General features: G+C 43.3%; 17 protein-coding genes and 1 tRNA gene. 12 read left to right on the plus strand and 6 right to left on the minus strand.

What is annotated here, in order from left to right:
* The first annotated feature begins 1 nt into the window (after window position 1).
* The 11 genes from KXD93_RS18335 (at window position 2) to KXD93_RS18385 (ending at window position 11,712) form a co-directional block, all read left to right on the plus strand.
* The gene (locus tag KXD93_RS18335; protein WP_258138794.1) at window positions 2-1,054 is read left to right on the plus strand and encodes an ATP-grasp domain-containing protein; all 1,053 of its coding nucleotides are present in this window, start codon (window positions 2-4) and stop codon (window positions 1,052-1,054) included.
* Window positions 1,055-1,056: 2 nt separating this feature from the next.
* On the plus strand, window positions 1,057-2,421 hold the full coding sequence (locus KXD93_RS18340) for a type III PLP-dependent enzyme domain-containing protein (protein WP_258138795.1): 1,365 nt from the start codon (window positions 1,057-1,059) through the stop codon (window positions 2,419-2,421).
* Window positions 2,418-4,541, plus strand: a complete 2,124-nt coding sequence (locus KXD93_RS18345) for an urea transporter (protein ID WP_258138796.1) — start codon at window positions 2,418-2,420, stop codon at window positions 4,539-4,541. The genes KXD93_RS18340 and KXD93_RS18345 overlap by 4 nt, the downstream gene beginning before the upstream one ends.
* Entirely contained in the window at window positions 4,517-5,695 is a 1,179-nt protein-coding gene (locus tag KXD93_RS18350; RefSeq protein ID WP_258138797.1) for a tetratricopeptide repeat protein, read from the plus strand. The genes KXD93_RS18345 and KXD93_RS18350 overlap by 25 nt, the downstream gene beginning before the upstream one ends.
* Window positions 5,683-6,303, plus strand: coding sequence for a tetratricopeptide repeat protein (locus KXD93_RS18355; RefSeq protein ID WP_258138798.1), 621 nt, complete (start codon window positions 5,683-5,685; stop codon window positions 6,301-6,303). Before KXD93_RS18350 ends, KXD93_RS18355 begins: the two co-directional genes overlap by 13 nt.
* A 92-nt stretch (window positions 6,304-6,395) precedes the next feature.
* The gene (locus KXD93_RS18360; protein WP_258138799.1) at window positions 6,396-7,508 is read left to right on the plus strand and encodes a hypothetical protein; all 1,113 of its coding nucleotides are present in this window, start codon (window positions 6,396-6,398) and stop codon (window positions 7,506-7,508) included.
* A 116-nt stretch (window positions 7,509-7,624) separates the two neighbouring features.
* Window positions 7,625-8,530 carry a PepSY-like domain-containing protein gene (locus KXD93_RS18365; RefSeq protein ID WP_258138801.1) on the plus strand — a complete coding sequence of 302 codons (906 nt, stop codon included), beginning with the start codon at window positions 7,625-7,627 and terminating at the stop codon, window positions 8,528-8,530.
* 188 nt (window positions 8,531-8,718) lie between these two features.
* Window positions 8,719-9,750, plus strand: coding sequence for a methionine ABC transporter ATP-binding protein MetN (metN, locus tag KXD93_RS18370; RefSeq protein ID WP_258138802.1), 1,032 nt, complete (start codon window positions 8,719-8,721; stop codon window positions 9,748-9,750).
* Window positions 9,743-10,399, plus strand: coding sequence for a methionine ABC transporter permease MetI (gene metI / locus KXD93_RS18375; RefSeq protein ID WP_258138803.1), 657 nt, complete (start codon window positions 9,743-9,745; stop codon window positions 10,397-10,399). The genes metN and metI overlap by 8 nt, the downstream gene beginning before the upstream one ends.
* Window positions 10,400-10,413: 14 nt before the next feature.
* A complete protein-coding gene (metQ, locus tag KXD93_RS18380) occupies window positions 10,414-11,223 on the plus strand; it encodes a methionine ABC transporter substrate-binding lipoprotein MetQ (RefSeq protein WP_258138804.1) in 810 nt (269 codons plus the stop codon).
* A 54-nt stretch (window positions 11,224-11,277) separates the two neighbouring features.
* Window positions 11,278-11,712: an RrF2 family transcriptional regulator gene (locus tag KXD93_RS18385; RefSeq protein ID WP_258138805.1), complete on the plus strand. Its 435-nt coding sequence runs from the start codon at window positions 11,278-11,280 to the stop codon at window positions 11,710-11,712.
* A gap of 132 nt (window positions 11,713-11,844) precedes the next feature.
* Here KXD93_RS18385 and KXD93_RS18390 read toward each other — a convergent pair.
* From KXD93_RS18390 to KXD93_RS18415, 6 genes are all read right to left on the minus strand, one after another.
* Window positions 11,845-11,916 (minus strand) — tRNA-Cys (locus KXD93_RS18390).
* A gap of 44 nt (window positions 11,917-11,960) precedes the next feature.
* Window positions 11,961-13,061, minus strand: a complete 1,101-nt coding sequence (locus tag KXD93_RS18395) for a cysteine desulfurase family protein (RefSeq protein ID WP_258138807.1) — start codon at window positions 13,059-13,061, stop codon at window positions 11,961-11,963.
* Between the two features lie 208 nt (window positions 13,062-13,269).
* On the minus strand, window positions 13,270-14,103 hold the full coding sequence (locus KXD93_RS18400) for a serine O-acetyltransferase (protein WP_258138808.1): 834 nt from the start codon (window positions 14,101-14,103) through the stop codon (window positions 13,270-13,272).
* Window positions 14,103-15,908, minus strand: coding sequence for a family 2A encapsulin nanocompartment cargo protein cysteine desulfurase (locus KXD93_RS18405; RefSeq protein WP_258138809.1), 1,806 nt, complete (start codon window positions 15,906-15,908; stop codon window positions 14,103-14,105). Before KXD93_RS18405 ends, KXD93_RS18400 begins: the two co-directional genes overlap by 1 nt.
* Window positions 15,892-16,812, minus strand: a complete 921-nt coding sequence (locus tag KXD93_RS18410) for a family 2A encapsulin nanocompartment shell protein (RefSeq protein ID WP_258138811.1) — start codon at window positions 16,810-16,812, stop codon at window positions 15,892-15,894. Before KXD93_RS18410 ends, KXD93_RS18405 begins: the two co-directional genes overlap by 17 nt.
* A 122-nt stretch (window positions 16,813-16,934) precedes the next feature.
* The gene (locus tag KXD93_RS18415) at window positions 16,935-17,819 is read right to left on the minus strand and encodes a PhzF family phenazine biosynthesis protein (RefSeq protein ID WP_258138812.1); all 885 of its coding nucleotides are present in this window, start codon (window positions 17,817-17,819) and stop codon (window positions 16,935-16,937) included.
* A gap of 117 nt (window positions 17,820-17,936) precedes the next feature.
* On the opposite strand from KXD93_RS18415, the gene KXD93_RS18420 reads away from it, so the two are divergent.
* The gene (locus KXD93_RS18420; RefSeq protein WP_258138814.1) at window positions 17,937-18,290 is read left to right on the plus strand and encodes a winged helix-turn-helix transcriptional regulator; all 354 of its coding nucleotides are present in this window, start codon (window positions 17,937-17,939) and stop codon (window positions 18,288-18,290) included.
* The last annotated feature ends 252 nt before the right edge of the window (window positions 18,291-18,542 follow it).

Here is an 18,542-nt window from a genome sequence, read left to right on the forward strand (position 1 = left end):
TATGACCATTGCTATAACAGGTTTAAATGCCAATGATAATCCGGGCCCGGGTATTGCCGTTATAAGGGCCATAAGGGATGAGTTGGGGCATGATGTGCGCATAATCGGTCTGAGCTATGAATCGCTTGAACCCGGTATTTATATGTCCGGTATGGTTGATAAAACCTACCAGATCCCTTATCCAACTGCCGGCATTGCTGCGCTAAAAAGCCGACTTCAATATATTCATGAACAGGAGATGCTTGATTTGGTTATTCCGAATTTCGACGCTGAACTTTATAATTTTATTAAAATAACGCCCTGGCTTGATTCCATTGGGATCAGAACTTATTTACCAACCGAAGAACAGTTGGCAGCCCGCGATAAAATGAACTTATCTGACTTTGGAGCTGAGCATGGCTTTAACGTCCCGGCTGATCATAAGCTACATACAGCGGGCGATATTACCAAAGCCGGCCACGAGCTCGGATACCCGCTGGTGGTAAAGGGAAAATATTACGAGGCGTTTGTAAATCACACGCCAGATCTTGCCATAAAATCATTCCATCATTTAAGCGCTAAATGGGGCTTGCCGGTTATTGCCCAGCAATTTATTAAAGGCACCGAAATAAACATTGCAGGACTGGCTGATGGAAAAGGAAATGCCATAAGCGTTATCCCGATGCGGAAGCTTTATCTAACTGACAAAGGGAAGGCATGGGCGGGCATAACCATTGAGGATGAGGAACTAATTAAACTTGCAGTAAAGTTTGCCAGTGTAACCAAATGGAAGGGCGGCTTTGAAATGGAGATAATGCGTGATGAAGGTGGGAGGCTGTTTATTATGGAGATAAATCCCCGGTTCCCGGCATGGGTTTATCTTACTGCCGGGGTTGGTCAAAATCAGCCGGCTGCATTGGTGAAAATGGCTATGGGGGCCGATGTTGAGCCCTTTACTGAATACACGGCAGGAAAAATGTTTATCCGCTATTCATGGGATCACCTGGTTGATATTGCCGATTTTCAGCAATATTCGGCCTTTGGTGAGCTTAGTATAGCTAAAGTTCATTTATAAAAATGGGAAAGCTTAAATACGAACGGCCTTTTATAAGAAAGCTGAACGCCAACCCGATGAATAAGTTCGGCGCAGCGCCGGAGTCGCAGTACGTAAGTTCGATTGAGGAGCACCCTGTAAAGGAATTGCTGGCGCAGTATGGCTCGCCGTTGTTTGTGCTGTCTGAAAAGCAGATCCGCAAAAATGTACGCGCTGCGTTGCGCTCATTTAAAACACGTTACCCGGCGGTGCAATTTGCATGGAGCTATAAAACCAATTACCTCAACGCCGTCTGCAACATCTTTCACCAGGAAGGTAGCTGGGCCGAAGTTGTATCGGGCTTTGAATACCGTAAAGCACTGGGCAATGGCGTTCCCGGCAACAAAATAATCTTTAATGGCCCCGCCAAACAAATAGAAGACCTTTTGCTGGCAATAGAGAACGATTCTCTGTTGCACATTGATCATTTGGATGAGCTGTACACTTTGCTTTCCATCTGCGAAACCATCAGTAAAAAACCGAGGGTAGCCATAAGGGTAAATATGGATACCGGCATCTATCCGTCATGGGACCGCTTTGGTTTTAATTATGAAAATGAAGAGGCCTGGTCGGCAATAACAAAGATCATTTCGTCAGGCAAATTAAACCTGGTGGGGCTGCATTGCCATATCGGTACATTTATGCTCTCGGTAAATGCATACAGTATAGCAGCCCGCAAAATGTGTACCCTGGCATTAAGGTGCAAAAGCCAGCTGAATAACCCTATTGAATATTTAGACCTGGGCGGCGGCTTACCATCAACCAATACCTTAAAGGGCGCTTATTTGCCAGGTGTGGATACCGTGCCGTCGGTAGACGACTTTGCCGAAGCGATAACGACTGCCATATTGGAAGCCGGGTTTAGCCAAGACGAACTGCCACTGCTGATAATGGAATGCGGCCGGGTGCTAATTGATGATGCTGGCTACCTGCTTGGCAGCGTAATAGCCAATAAGCGCCTCGGCGACGGGCGGCGGGCCACCATTGTTGATTTTGGGGTAAATACTTTGTTTACGTCGTTTTGGTACAACCACCAAATTACCCCGGCGCAGGAGTTTTCGCAGCATTCCGAAAACATGGTCTTATACGGCCCGTTATGCATGAATATTGATGTGATCCGCGAAAGCATTAACCTGCCGATGCTTAACCCGGGAGATAATTTGGTTGTTCATAAAGTGGGCGCTTATAACATGACCCAATGGATGCAGTTTATTACCAGCAGGCCGGGCATCGTACTAATTGATGAAAACAGCCGGGTGCACCAGGTACGAAAACCGGAAACACTTGAATATATGGAAGCCCCTGAACTGGTACCCGAACATTTAACACCGGATAAAACAAATAAGTGAGCAAGCAAATAAAATTCATATCACAGGCTGTTATCAACAGCTATGCTATTTTGTTTTTCTCGCAAAATCAAATACTGGGCGCCTTATTGCTTGTTGTTTCCTTTTTTAATATTACCGCAGGCCTGGCAGGTTTTATCGGTTTGGCATTATCCCTCACCCTGGTTACTTTGCTGGGATATAACCGCGAAGGCATCAGGATGGGTTTCTACAGCTTTAACCCACTGCTTCTGGGCATAGGCTTCGGAACTTTTTACCAGCCTAATCCAACCTTTTTTATATGGCTGATAATTGGCTGCACCATTGCAACCATGATGAGTGTAACAATGGCTGCCGCGCTGGGTAAACGAAATTACCCTATTCTGTCTATCCCTTTTATCTTGACATTCTGGCTGCTGTTATCGTCGGCAAACAGCATTTACCACATGGGGCTAACTCAAAAGAACAGCGCAGTTCTTAATGAGATATTCATCGCCGGCAAAGAAAGTTTTCTTTACTGGCCTGGCTTATTTTTCAGGTCATTAAGCGCGGTGTTATTTCAAAACAGCATTATGGCCGGGTTAATTATCAGTGTTGGTGTTGTTATTCATTCACGCATCCATTTTAGCTTGCTGGTAATTGCATTTATAACCGCGTGCCTGTTTAATTCACTTACCGGCACCTACCCCGAAGGCATCAGCTATTATCATTTGGGCAGTAATATAATGATGGCTTCAGCTGCAACCGGCTGCTTTTTTCTCATCCCGTCGGGCCGCTCATATTTATTGGCGGCTATCACTGTTCCGTTAACGCTTTTATTTATTAATGGGCTCACAAAAATATTGGGCGTTTATGACCTGCCTGTATTGTCGCTCCCATTTTGTGTTACCGCTTTTTTAACGCTTTATTTTCTAAGGCTTAGGACAAGAGCAGGCAAACTGGTATTGACGCCGCTGCAGCATTATTCGCCGGAGCGCAACCTGTACCAATACCTCAACACCCGCGAACGGCTGCGCGATATTTACTATTTTAAATTCAGCCTCCCGTTTATGGGCAACTGGACGGTGTCGCAAGGTTACAAGGGTGACATAACGCACAAGGGGGAGTGGGCTGAGGCGCTGGATTTTGTGATAAAGGACGAAGATGGACAAACCTATAAATCAACAGGAACAGATGCCGCAAACTATTATTGCTTTAACAAGCCGGTATTTGCCTGCGGCGATGGAGTAGTGGAAGAGGCGGTAGCGCACATCGATGATAACGGCATTGGCCAGGTAAATACCGCCGAAAATTGGGGCAACACCATTGTGATAAAACACGCCACGGGCCTTTATAGCAAAATATCGCACCTGAAAAAAAATTCGCTGAAGGTAAAAATTGGTGACTATGTAAAACGGGGTGAGCAGTTGGCAACTGTGGGTAATTCCGGTCGCTCGCCCGAGCCGCATTTACATTTCCAGGTGCAGGCAACACCCTATATCGGCTCCAAAACACTGACCTATCCTTTTGCTTATTATCTTAAAGGCGACGTATTATCAAGTTTTGAAGTTCCTGCTGAAGGCGATACCATTAGCCCTGCGATTATAAACAATGCTGTTAAGCAAGCATTCAATTTTCAACCCGGCTATATTGCCACATTGCTGGCGCAAGGCCGGGAGCCGGAAATGCTTGAGGTTTTTACCGATGAGTTTAATCAATCTTATATCTACAGCAAAACAAAGGGAGCAACTGCTTATTTCATCAATAATGGCACATCATTTTACTTTACCAGCTTTTATGGTGATAAGAACTCGCTTTTATATAGTTTTTATTTAGCTGCTTATAAAGTGATGTTTATAACAGATCCTGTAATAGAAGTGAAGGACCTGTATCCCCTGCAATTGGCCCCGGGTAAGTATGTTTTATGGTTGCATGATATATTAGCGCCATTTTACCAATTTGTAAAATTGAGTTATGAAAGTTCGTGCACACTAAACGGCACCAATCCTCTCATACGGTCAAAACAAATTAAGCAAGGATTTGGTGGAGCGCGGCAGACGATGGAGGCACTTATAAATTTTGACGGCAGTGAAATAAAAACTTTTATAGTGGACCATAAAGGCAAAAAAGTTGAAGCACAATGGGTGAAAGAAAATATGTATTAATCTTTACTTTTTTATTTTGCTTAAACTCAGCCCGGGCACAGGTACAAACCTTTGAACAGGCTGACAGCACCTCGGCAACGTTATTTGGCAGAGCTGACTGGAGCCGGTTAGCAGTTTTTGGAAAGCAGGCTATTAAAAATGGAATTGACTTTCCCGAACTGCGGTCAAGAATGGGCTATGCTTACATGATGACCGGGAATTATAAAGCAGCATTAAATGCATATGACCAGGTATTTAAAAATAATTCCTACAACCAGGATGCCCGGTATTATGCCTACTTGTGCCATTTATACCTTAATCAGGAACCGGGGGCCTCATACAATGGGGCTTATCTTGATGCCGAACATCAGCAAGGCTTTAATCTTTATTCATTCCATATCCTAAGCACTGGCCTTGAAACCGGGATAAAGTATAACGATAATTACTATAGAGGAACGGCAGCTTATAACCGCATATTTCTGCAAACACGGCTAAACTGGAAATTAACCCTTGACTTATCCGCCATCTATTACGGTCAATCGGTAAACAATAAAGTTTTGGATGAGCCTCACGACACAGCTAATCATTTAGATCGCCAGCTTGAATATTATGCACGTTTACGCTATGCAATCACAGAAAATATTATCATATTAGGGGCTTATCATTATTTGAACACAAACTACCTGGATAAAACTTATGATAGTCATATAGGCTTATTGGGCTTTAAATACACAGACACATATTTTGATTTACAGGCTGATGTGAATTTTGGAAATATGATTGATAAAAAGCTGCAGCAATATAACGCCGGAATTACATGGTACCCGCTGGGAAATCTTAACCTGTATGCCATAAGCAGAGAAAGTTATCAGCGCGCAGGCAGCAACGGCAGGATGATATTTGATGAACGCGCCGGTTTTAAGCTGATGAAGAATACATGGCTTGAAAGTTCAGCAACGTTCAGCAATTTAGATGATTATATTGATGCCGATGCTTTATATATTTACAACGCGATTGATGTATCGAAATTAAAACTGGGTGAAACTGCTTTTTACCAAATTGGCAGACATGCTCAGTTGCAGCTGAATTACAGTTTTGAAAAAAAGACCGACGAAACACACAGTCTCAATTATAATCAATACGCCATTACTGCGGGGATACTATGGAAATTTTGAAACGTTTACTTTTTATTATTCTATTGGTTTTTTGTGCGATAAGATTAAGTGCACAAACCAATGCTGTTTTACAAAAGGCATTTCATAATAGCTATACCGATGAGTATAACAAGAACTATCCGGCGGCGATAAGCGATATATCACCCTATTATTCTGAGAATAGTTATGAGGTGAATATTCGGCTTGGTTGGCTAAATTATCTCAATAAAAATTATAACGCGTCGCAGTCGTATTATCTAAAAGCTACAATTATAAAGCCTGGATCGGTTGAGGCCAAGTTCGGTTATGTAAAACCGCTGTCGTTTCTGCAAAGCTGGGATAAAGTACTTGAGCAATATTTGGCCATATTAAAGATCGATCCTCAAAATACGCAGGCTAGTTATTGGGCGGGCGTTATTTACTACAACCGCAAACAGTACGACCCAGCCATCAAATGTTTCAGGGTGGTGGTAAACCTTTACCCCTTTGATTATGACGGCAACCACATGCTGGCCTGGGCCATGCTGATGGCCAACCATAAAGCAGAGGCAAAACCTTATTTCGAAAAGGCCCTGATCATAAAGCCAGGTGATGATTCCAGTACCGATGGCCTGTCTCGCTGCCAATAATGAGGTTAGTCGATAAATAACCAACCTTTATCGATGTTTCGTTTTTAGCTGCTTCGTAGCAGTTTAATTTTAATCATTTAAAATTAACCGCTATGGAGAAGAAAAGTACCAACCCCAAAATAGTTGTTTGTTTATTTTTACTTATCGTATTTGCTTCCTGTAAAAAGGAAGGTACTTCTACCAAAAGCAGTACTTCGCTTGCATCATCGGTTACTGCCAGCCCTGTAACGCTCGGCTTGTATGAGTATGCTGTGGGGGTTGACAAACGGATTTTTATCCCTCTGACCAAGATCGGCACAAAAACGATCTCTTATTTGGGGATATTTGATACCGGTTCAACCGGGATGACGTTGGACGCTGCGGATATCATCCCTGCATCCATGATCACCAGTAGCGGCATTACCTTCACCGGCGACTCGACGGTGGTAAATGGTATTACCATTACCTCGCAGAAGTCTGTAATAGCCTATGGCGGCGGCGATGATATAACCAAAGAATACGGCTACCTTGCCTATGCGGCAGTAACTATCGGCGATGCCAATGGCAAGCTATCCATCACCAGGACCCCGTTTTTTCTCTATTACAAAATTGTAGACGGCAATGGCCAGCAGGAGGCGGCACATTCAGCCGATGTATTTGGCGTAGGGCCGGGTGTAAGCTACAGCAGTAATTTGATAGCAAGCCCCCTCAGCTACTACTCACCCGGAACAGGTTTAACCAGCGGGTTTAAGCTGGCAACCATGGTTAGCAGCTATTTCACCAGCACTGTAAAGTATGTTCCCGCATTACTTACCATTGGTTTAACATCTACGGACCTGGCATCAGCATCAGGCTTTATTATGCATCCTTTAACTTATTATAGCGTTGGCGGTTATTCACCCGAAATCCCGGCAACTATAACATACGGCAGTAACAGCACATCTGCCGAAATACTGTTTGATACAGGCACTCCATCCGTTACTATTATTGAAGACTCTAAGGCCACAAACAGTATTGGCGAACTGCCTGTTGACACCAAGGTAACCGTAACTACCAATAAAGGGTTTGTTTATGCATATACCACTACAAGCACCGGTAACCTAACCGAAATTGAAAACCCCAATGTTACCGGTGACTACCGGACTATATTCAGCCTGGACTTTTTTATCAGCAACGAATTTTTGACAGATTACGCCGGCCACCAGATAGGATTGAAGAATGATTAGAGAGTAAGCATTAGTTCATCGATTTAATTCCGCACTTCGTCGGTACATGGTAGCATGAAATATCCTGCAACCATAATTTTAGAACCGCATACCAATTGCAAATCAATTTAAAAAAAATGAAAACAAATTTTACTTACCCCGCAATGATGCTTTTAGGCATCCTTTGCATTTTTTCTTCGTGCAAGAAAGATGCAAAATCTACCTCAACTACAACCAGTACTACAACATCCTCCGGGACAATCTCCATCGCTTCACTTGCGAGCTCATCTGGAAGTACGGACAGTATTTACCTGGTAAACTGCTTTTCAAAACATTCTAAAAAGGATTCTGTGGCTGCCAGCGCATTGCCTGCTGCGGTTACGACTTACCTGACAACAAATTATTCAGGTTACACTTTTGAAAAGGCTTTCAAAATAACCGATAGCTTAAGTGTTGTTACCAATTACATTGTGGTAATTAAATACAACAGCAACCTGGTTGGCCTGAAATTTACAGCAACCGGAACTTTTGTAAGCGTACTTGAGCAAATGGCAGGAGTTGATATGAAAGGTAAGGGGCCGGGATGGCATGAAGGCGGACTTTTTAGTGACCGGGACGGCAAACACAAAGATACTATTGCTTTAAGCGCAATTCCATCAGTTGTGAAAACATTCTTCACTACAACTTATCCAACCGACACATTGCTGCATGCAGCTATAACATCTGATTCAACTTATATCCTGATCAGCAAGAACGTAGTGCTGTACGCTACCGATATAAGCGCAACTGGCGTCCTAATAAAACGGATTCAGGCCGAACAGCATGGCGGCAAACATACTGCCGTAGCAGCAGCCAATTTACCTGCTGCTATTGCTACCTATTTAACAGCAAGCTATCCTGGATACGTTATTGATAAGGCATTTTCAATCAGCACCGGCAGCACAGTTACCGGTTACGACGTATTTATAACAGCAAACAATACACATTACGTTTTACAATTTGATGCGAACGGTGCCTTTGTAAAGGTGAAGCCTATTTGCTAAAAGGTTGATTTTTTCATACAGAGGTTCCCGGCTCCCTTTTATTAGGGGCCGGGTTTTTATTTTTAGTCAAGGATTCAAAACGTCTGTTTGTCCAAATATGAAAATTTAGCTTTTTAATTTTAGTGTAAGTTTAATATAAGTGAATTAGTTCTATAGGAATTATAGAGTATATTTGCGCGAAATATTAAATGATCGAGCTAAGAAATATAACTAAAACGTTTACCAAAAAGCATAGCCAGGTAACGGCCCTGTCAAATGTATCCTTAATTGTGCCGCAGGGCAGAATTCTCGGTGTTATCGGAGCATCCGGAGCAGGTAAGAGCACACTTATCCGCTGCGTCAATTTACTTGAAAAGCCAACCAAAGGCGAGGTGATCGTTAACGGGCAAAACCTCACCAATCTTTCGCCATCTGAACTTGCGAAGGCAAGGCGGCAAATCGGGATGATCTTTCAGCATTTTAATTTATTGTCTTCAAGAACGGTTTTTGAAAATATAGCATTCCCGCTCGAATTGGATAAAACTTCTAAATCGGAAACTAAAAGCCGGGTAAACGAATTGTTACAACTAGTTGGTCTGGAGGAAAAGGCAAACGAGTACCCGGCAAATTTATCCGGCGGGCAAAAGCAAAGGGTTGCCATTGCCAGAACGTTGGCTAGTAATCCCAAAGTGTTATTGTGCGACGAAGCAACCAGTGCTTTGGATCCTGCTACAACCAGGTCAATTCTTGCCTTGCTAAAGGATATTAATCTGCGCTTCAATATCACCATATTGCTAATCACTCACGAGATGAATGTTGTAAAAGCTATCTGCAACGAGGTTGCGGTGATCAGTGATGGCAAGCTGATTGAACGCGGATCGGTTAGTGAAGTGTTTTCGTACCCCGAAACCGGCATTGCAAAGCAATTTATTTCTTCGTCACTTCACGCGGCATTACCAGTTGAGTATGAGCAGCGTTTAACAGCGGCACCATCAGGTAAAAACCACCCGGTGGTAAAACTTGAATTTACCGGGCGTTCCGCCGAAGCGACTATATTGTCAGAAGCCAGCAGGCTTTTCGGGGTAGATAATAACATTATCAGCGCGCAAATGGATTATACAGGCGGAGTTAAATATGGAATAATGTTGATTGAAGTGACCGGTGACCCGGAAAGTACGGACAAATCATTAGCTTACTATAAAAGTAAAAAGATAGAAGTGGAGGTGTTGGGCTATGTCTGAACCAATGGTGTGGATGATTTTAAGAGGATTGCTTGAAACCATCGTAATGACCTTTGTATCTGGTTTTTTTGGATTTGTTCTCGGGCTGCCAACCGGTGTATTGCTTTTTATGACCCGTAAAGGCCAGGTTTCAGAAAATCGTTGGCTCAATAGCGTTGTTTCTATTCTGGTGAATATATTCCGTTCAATTCCGTTTATCATACTTATTGTGTGGATGATCCCGTTTACAAGAGCGCTGGTTGGTACGTCAATTGGAGTACAGGCCGCCCTCGTACCGCTAAGCATTGGTGCTGCGCCATTCATAGCCCGGATGGTTGAAAACAGCCTGGTGGAAATCCCCAATGGCTTAATAGAGGCGGCAAGGGCAATGGGTGCAAGGCCATTACAAATTGTGTTGAAGGTACTGCTGCCTGAAGCGCTGCCTTCTATAATTAGCGCAGCATCAATTACCCTGATCACCCTGGTAGGTTATTCCGCTATGGGCGGCGCTGTAGGTGCTGGCGGTCTGGGTCAAATTGGTTACCAGTATGGTTATGTAGGCTATGATATAGTGGTAATGAATACGGTATTGATTTTATTGGTGGCATTGGTGTTTTTTATCCAGGTTTCTGGTGATTTCATAGCGAAAAAGGTGGATCACCGTAAATAATTTAAATTAAAAACATGAATATAAAAAAGTTAAGCAGCATTGTCATACTGTCAATAAGCCTGGTTGCCTGCGGTAGAAAACCACAGGCGAATAACACTAACCACATTAAAGTGGGTGTAGAATCGGGCCCGGAATTTAAGGTAGCGGAAGCTGCGCAAAAAGTTGCTAAGGAAAGATATGGCCTGGATGTGGAATTGGTACAGTTTAATGATTATGTAATGCCAAATGCTGCTTTAAGCCAGGGTGATATTGATCTGAATGTTTTTCAGAACAAACCGTACCTAGATGTACAGGCCAAGCAACGCGGCTACAAATTTGCAATCTTAGGTAATACATTTGTATACCCCCTGGCCGGATACTCCCGTAAAATAAAAAGTATCGACCAGCTGAAGGACGGCAGCACCATCATTATTCCTAATGATCCAACCAATAGCGGACGTTCCCTGCTGCTTTTACAAAAGGCAGGCTTGTTAAAGTTAAAGGATGGCGTAGGGTTATTACCGACAGTGAATGATATTGTAAGCAATCCGAAGAACCTTAAGATCCTAGAACTTGAAGCCCCTCAGTTGCCGCGTTCGCTTGATGACCAGAATGTAACCATCGCGATTATCAACAACACTTTTGCCGGGCCCGCAGGGCTGGTTGCCAAACGTGATGGCATATTTGTGGAAGACGAGAAATCGCCTTATGTAAACATCATTGTATCAAGGGAAGATAACAAAAGCCAGGATAATGTGGCCCGGTTTGTGAAGGCTTATCAATCGCCGGAAGTGGCGCAAGCTGCAGAAGTTGCATTTAAAGGCGGGGCTATCAAAGGCTGGTGAATATTACCAGATCAATTGACTATAAAACAACAACCGGCAAAATGATTTAATTATATGCTGTCTAAAAAAGCGAAATACGCTGTAAAAGCGCTGATATTTCTTGCGAAAAATATTGATCAACCTCCATTGCCGGTTTCAAAGATCTCTGAACTGGAAAAAATCCCTAAGAAGTCTTTAGAAGTAATTTTATTAGAATTGAGAAATGCCGGCTATTTATATAGCCGAAAGGGAGTAAATGGTGGATACATTTTAAATAAAACGCCTGAAGAAATGTTTTTGGTTGGCATAGTCAGGTTAATGGATGGACCCATAGCGAGGGTGTCCTGTGCCAGCGCATATCATTATCGCAGCTGCGAAGAATGCCTTGATGAAGCTACATGCAGTATTAAAAAGGTTTATGTTAAAATACGGGAAGAAGAACTTAAAATCCTGTCAGAAACGAGTATTGCAGATATGATTCGGGCTGAGCAGTTGTCAACCGTACTTTGATTTTACAGAATGCTTGAATGCCATAACAAATTATTCATTCAGGCTGACCTTTTTAAAAAGAAAAAGCTCCCGGTAAACAGGAGCTCATTTCAACCAAATTATAAACCTAAATTATGAAAAGCACTTTTATTGAGGCGTGAGGACGGGTTCGAACCGTCGTAAAGAGTTTTGCAGACTCCCGCCTAACCACTCGGCCACTCCGCCTTTTTGAGATCAATTTAAAGGAACTATCCGAACATTTGTCCCTGCTATGCAGCTACTGTCTGGTAAACTGAAGCAATAACCTCTGCAACATGATCTATTTCCTGAATGGTATTGAACTTGCTGAAGGAAAAGCGAATGCTTTCAGCATTGTTTGCAATACCCAAGGCTTTTAATACATGGGATGGAGCGCCCTGTCCACCGGAAGCAGCTATCTGATGTTCGTCAAGATACTGCGCAAAACTTCTGTTCATATTCGTATGCGGCAAGTTGACATTTAATATTGAAGAAATACTTTTTGCGGCGATGCCTGAATTTCCGTTGAATGTTACAGTGGGTAGCAACTCCGATAGCTGTGTGATCATCCTGTTTTTCAGGCCCTGAATTTTTATATGCTGTGCCTCCATTTCTTCACAGGCAATAGCAAGCGCCTTGCTTATTCCAACAATGCCGGGGACATTTTCTGTACCCTGTCCATTGAGGCCTGAGATGTGCCTTGTTCCTTTTCGGCAGTACAAAAACCCGATTCCTTTTGGTCCATGAAATTTATGTGCCGACGCCGCGAGGAAATTTACGTTTAAATTCGCGAGGTCATGAGTATACTTGCCGACAGTTTGCGCTGCATCTGTATGAAAAAGCGCTTTGTATTTTTCACAAAGGCGACCTATTGTTTCAATGTCGTTCAGGTTCCCGATCTCGTTATTAGCATGCATAACGGAGACGAAGTTGCGCGTGTTTGTTCTGAGTAGGTACTCCAGGTGATTAAGATCAAGATTCCCGCGTTCGTCATGCCTGATGTAACTGATCCTGATGTCGTGTTTTCTTTGCAAGGCATTTAGGCTCTGAAGCACAGCCTGGTGCTCAAATGGCGTTGTAATAATATGGTCAATGAGGGCACAATTTACAGCAGATAAAATAGCAATGTTATCTGCCTCCGTAGCGCCCGATGTAAAAATAATCTCTTCGGGTGATGCATTTAATAACTTTGCGATTCCTACTCTGCTGATTTCGACCGCCGCTTTTGCATCCCGGCCGTAACCGTGGTGTGTAGAAGGGGTGCCGTACTGATCAAGCAAATAGGGGGTCATAGCGTTGTAAACTTCTCTATCAAGCGGTGTGCTCGCTGCGTTGTCCAGGTATACTTTCATTTGTTTGTTATTACCTACTTAACCTAAACCTAGCAGGAAGCGAAGGCTGCTGCCTTCACCATTCCTGTTAAGTTTAAAAACTAATAATCAATTACTCGGAACAAATGTATATAAAATCTATGGATTAAGTATATATTAAATAGAAAAACAATTTTATCGGCGATAGGAGAGTATCTTCGTCACCAATTCCAGCTTTTAGGACCGGTGGTTAGCCACTTGATTCACTGATTTGATCTTCTTTTACCTCAATGCGCAACTGGTGCGTATTAAACACACTGGAATATGGTGCGACGCTTTTCGTTAAGAATACACTTCCGCCTATTATGCTGTCGTGGCCTATAACCGTTCTTCCTCCCAAAATGGTACTGCGTGCATAAATAATTACATTGTCCTCTACCGTTGGATGGCGTTTTACGTCAGAAAGGATCTTACTTACTTGTGATGCCCCTAAAGTTACACCCTGGTAAATGGATACATTTTTGCCGATGATACTGGTGGCACCAATAACGATGCCTGTACCATGATCGAAAAAGACCGGCACGCCTATTTGGGCACTTGGGTGAATATCTACGCCTGTTTTACCATGTGCATGCTCACTAAGAATGCGCGGCAGGATAGGCACACCTAACTGCGAAAGTCTGTTGGCGATCCGGTAAACGGCAACCGCATAAAAGCCGGGGTAAGAAACTATTACTTCGTGGATACTGCCTGCCGCAGGGTCGTCCTCAAAGGTTTTTGTTGCATCCAGTCGTAGGCTTTGATAAATTTCTTCAAGTGATGCGTAAAATTTATAGATCACCTCGTCGATATTGATGTCAGCCGGATCCAGATAGCTTAGCAAAATATTCTCCAGGTCAATCTGGTTCTTCTTTAGCTGCCCTTCATAAATCGATTGCCTGTTTAACCGGTTATTCGGAAATAGGAATTCATACAGGTCTGACAGCCAATCCACAGCCTGTCTGAAGGAAGGAGTTGCTTCCCATTCCGCCTTATGAACCTGGTAAAGGTGTTCTATAAATGTGTTAATCCGGTTAGCTTCCATTATCTTTTCAGGCGATGAAGTGTGTCAACCAATAAATCAACCTCTGCACAGGTATTATAAAATGCCAGCGATGGTCTAACCGTACTTTCCAACCCGAAGCGGCGTAAGATAGGTTGCGCACAATGATGCCCCGAACGGACGGCAATGCCCTGTTTATTCAATTCGGCTCCAACTTCTTCTGTTTTGTAACCGTCAAGTACAAATGACAATACGCTTGCTTTATCCGGCGCCGTTCCGATCAGCCGCAAACCTTTAACTTCTTTTAAAAGCTCCGTAGCGTAAACCAGCAGGTAATGCTCATATTGGGATATGGCCTGCATACCTATGCGGGTTACATAATCAATTGCGGCACCTAAGCCAACTGCATCTGCAATGTTCCCGGTACCGGCCTCAAACCTACCCGGGGCATTGTGATATTTTGTTTCCTCGAAGGTCACGTCCTGTATCATATTGCCGCCGCCCTGCCATGGTTGGGTTTCATTTAGCAAGTCTTCCTTGCCGTATAATGCGCCAATACCCGTCGGCGCAAAAACCTTATGACCTGAAAATACAAACCAATCCGCATCAAGCGCCTGTACATCCACCGGCATATGTGAAACAGATTGTGCGCCATCCACCAATACTTTTGCCCCGGCTAAATGTCCCAGCTTTACAATTTGTGCTGCCGGCGTAACCGTACCCAGTGCGTTTGATACCTGGGTGAATGCCACCAGCTTTGTTTTAGGGCCAAGCAGTTTAATATACTCATCAACGATCAGCTGTCCATCGTCATCAACCGGGATCACTTTTATTTTCAGATTTTTCTTAGCGGCAAGCTGCTGCCAGGGGACTATGTTTGCATGATGCTCCAGGTGACTGACAATAATTTCGTCTCCGGCCTGTAGGTTTTGCTCACCCCAGCTCTTAGCCACCAGATTGATGCCTTCTGTAGCGCCACGTACAAAAATAATTTCGTTAGGTGAAGCTGCATTCAGGAACTGCTGGACTTTTTTACGGGCACCCTCATAAGCATCTGTCGCCCTTGCCGCCAACTCGTGCGCCGCACGGTGAATGTTTGAATTCTCATGCTCATAAAAGTAGCTAATCCTGTCGATTACTTGTTTGGGCTTTTGTGTAGTAGCGGCATTGTCAAGCCAGACCAAAGGTTTGCCGTTTACGGTTTCGCCAAGTATTGGAAAGTCTCGCCTGATGATGTTTACATTAAAGGGAGCTGTTATTATTCCGCTTGCCCCTTTAGGCCGTTCAGCCGAAAATACTGCGGGTACGTTCTTGAGAAAATAGTATGACGGTTCCGGCACCTGCGCATCCGGTTTAAAAGGAATTTGCGGGATATGCGGAAACGCTATGATTTGATTTAGCGCTGCCTGTAAATCTTTTTCAAACGATTGCTCTTGCTGGTAGGGTGCCTGTGTAAAATTATCCGAAAGCAGTTCTGTGCCGGAAAGACTAAAACCAGTTACGTTTTCCTTAGATGATGGCCTGCCAGTGTTTAATGCCGGATCGTCAAAGCTGGTCTGGGGGTCTTTTAAATCTATCACATTCCCCTGCGTAATTGCAGAAGGAGAAGCGCCAACACCCGAGACCGGCGTTGATTGCGGAGCACTGCCATATAAATTTAGCGGCAATCCATTACCGCCGGGTATAGTATCCAGTTGTTCAATTGAAGGATGATAATCATTCAATGGCGCCTGGGATACAACCGGGGTTACCGGTGCTTCCCCCGGTGATGATTTGAAAAACTGGTTAGCCAGCTTTTCAAGCTCCCTAATATCTAAAAGGCCTTCCGGCTTAGTATTTGTACTCATGGTAATTACCTAAATCCACATCTTCCAAAACAGCAATTGCATCATCAACTAATACGGCCAATGAGCAGTAAAGCGAAACCAGGTATGAGGCTATAGCCTTGTTATTGATCCCCATAAAGCGAACCGATAAACCCGGAGATTGCTCACCCGGCAAGCCTGGCTGGAACAACCCGACAACGCCCTGGCGGCTCTCGCCAGTTCTCAGCAGGATGATTTTAGACTTGTTATTTTCAATAGGCAATTTGTCAGATGGAATAAGCGGGATCCCTCTCCAGGTGATAAACTGTGAGCCAAACAGCGATACTGTTGGCGGCGGTACGCCCCTGCGGGTACATTCGCGGCCGAACGCTGCAATCGCTAAAGGATGAAGCAGGAAAAATCCGGGCTCCTTCCAAACTTTTGTGATCAGTTCATCTAAATCATCCGGGGTAGGAGGGCCGAGCCTTGTTTTTATCTTTTGACTGGCAACAACGCTATGCAGCAAACCATATTCTTCGTTGTTGATCAATTCGCTTTCCTGACGCTCTTTGATAATTTCAATAGTAAGGCGAAGCTGTTCGCTGATCTGGTTATAGGGTTTACTATAAAGATCAGATACACGGGTATGTACATCCAGTACTGTATTAACAGCGCTCAGGTTGTACTCCCGCGGATTCTCCACGTAGTCGACGAAGGTAGATGGAAGCTCCCGTTCATCCCGCGAAGAGCAATCCACTTCTACATTTTCCGCGTCCTTAACCTTATTTAACCGGTAAACGCCGGATTCAACCGGAACCCAGTTTAACAACTGCGGAAGCCAGCGGGGAGTAATTCTTGATAATTGAGGGACCGTACGCGTAGCGATGGCCAATTGCCGTGCGGCTGCGTCGCCTAAGGCTGTTTGTTTTGATTTTGGATCTGCCATTTTGATGATCGGAAATTGTATTTATTTAATTCGTGTTTACAATTATAGTATATTAATTCTATAGAAATAATATACAAATGAATAAAATTAAATAAAATCGATAATGAACAGCCTGAAATCAATTATAAATAGAGCTCACCCTCCATCACAATTGCAGAAGTCCCGCTTACCCAAATCCCGTCATCAACAACCTTAACATGAATTATAGAAGGCTGATTTATGTATTTTCCCTGCAGGATCTGAAAATCCTTGTCCTTATCGATATAACCTGATTGTTCAAGATAACCAGCCAGGGGCCCGGCTGCAGTACCGGTTGCCGGATCTTCATCAATTCCGATACTGGGATTGAAAAACCTGGTTTCAGCAAGGTATTGTGCATTTGGACCGATTGTGGTGAACAAATAACAGCCTTCGAAGCCGAATTTTTCAGACGCTTTTTTTAATAAGGATTTATTGGAAACAGCTTTTTGCAACGACTCCAAGTTTTTTACCGGAACCATCAAATGGGCAACTTCTGTTTCAACAATGTTAATCTTCCATAGATCTAAATCAAGATCATTTATACTTAATCCGACGGCTTCAGCAATAATATCGGCAGGCGCCTGTTTGATGATTTTTGCAGAACGTTGCTTCATGCCCACATAGGTGTGGCCGTTTTGTTCATCAATCTTCAAAGGAATTTTAGCATCTCCGATCATTACCGAGGGTTGCCCATCCTGATTTTTAAAAATGTCCCATTTTTTTTCCAACGCCAAACATACCGCGCCCAACAGGTTATGGCCCGCGCCAATTACCTCGAACTTTGCAGTAGTAAAGGAACGTACCTTTAAGGTATTTTCTCTTGGTGAATATTTTATAAATGACGTTTCCGAATAGCCAAATTCCCGTGAAATATCATGGTATTGATTTATGTCGAGTTCGTCATCTGTGTAAACAACAGACAGTTGATTGCCCTTGTATCTTTCGTCAGTAAAAACGTCCAAAACAAAATATTTTAACTTTTTCATTTGCTTTAATTATGTCAGTCTTTAATTTATTTCTCAAAGTTATATGTCAATAGTTTACTTTTATTATCAGTTAACTAAAGGTTACCGGTTACCTGGTGTTAACTATCTTATCAAATCATGGAAAACGAAAAGAGAGCAGACGCTACTTGCGAACAGGAATTAACCGCTATCAGGGATAGCGTGGAAATATTGGGAGGTAAATGGAAACTTAGGATCATGCGTCACCTGAATAATCATATATCTGAAACCAATACTTTTAAAAAGATCCAGCGGGAAGTCGACGGCATATCCGCGAAAATGCTTTCAAAGGAATTGCAGGAGTTGGAAACCAATCTGCTTGTTACCAGGAAGGTATTGGATACCCGACCGGTAACGGTGAAATATGCAATTACAGAGTACGGTTTAAGTGTTTTCCCGGTTACTGAAACTTTGGTTGAATGGGGATTAAATCATCGCCAAAAGATAAAGTAGCGAGTTTGCAGCCATTTCACTGACTGTTTTGTAACAGTGGAATAATCGAGAAATAACGAATGTTTATTTGCCCTCCACTCACCATAAGAGAAAGCCACAGATCGGACATCTTACTTCGTTGTCAACGTTTTAAATGAATCCAATTTTGATTATTAATCAAGTGGTCATGGCTCGGGCCATCATCTTCGAACAATATTAATAGCTTTAAAATACATAAAATGACATATTAATGAAATAAAGTATATAATATCC

The organism is Mucilaginibacter phenanthrenivorans, from assembly GCF_024721155.1.
GTDB lineage: Bacteria > Bacteroidota > Bacteroidia > Sphingobacteriales > Sphingobacteriaceae > Mucilaginibacter > Mucilaginibacter phenanthrenivorans.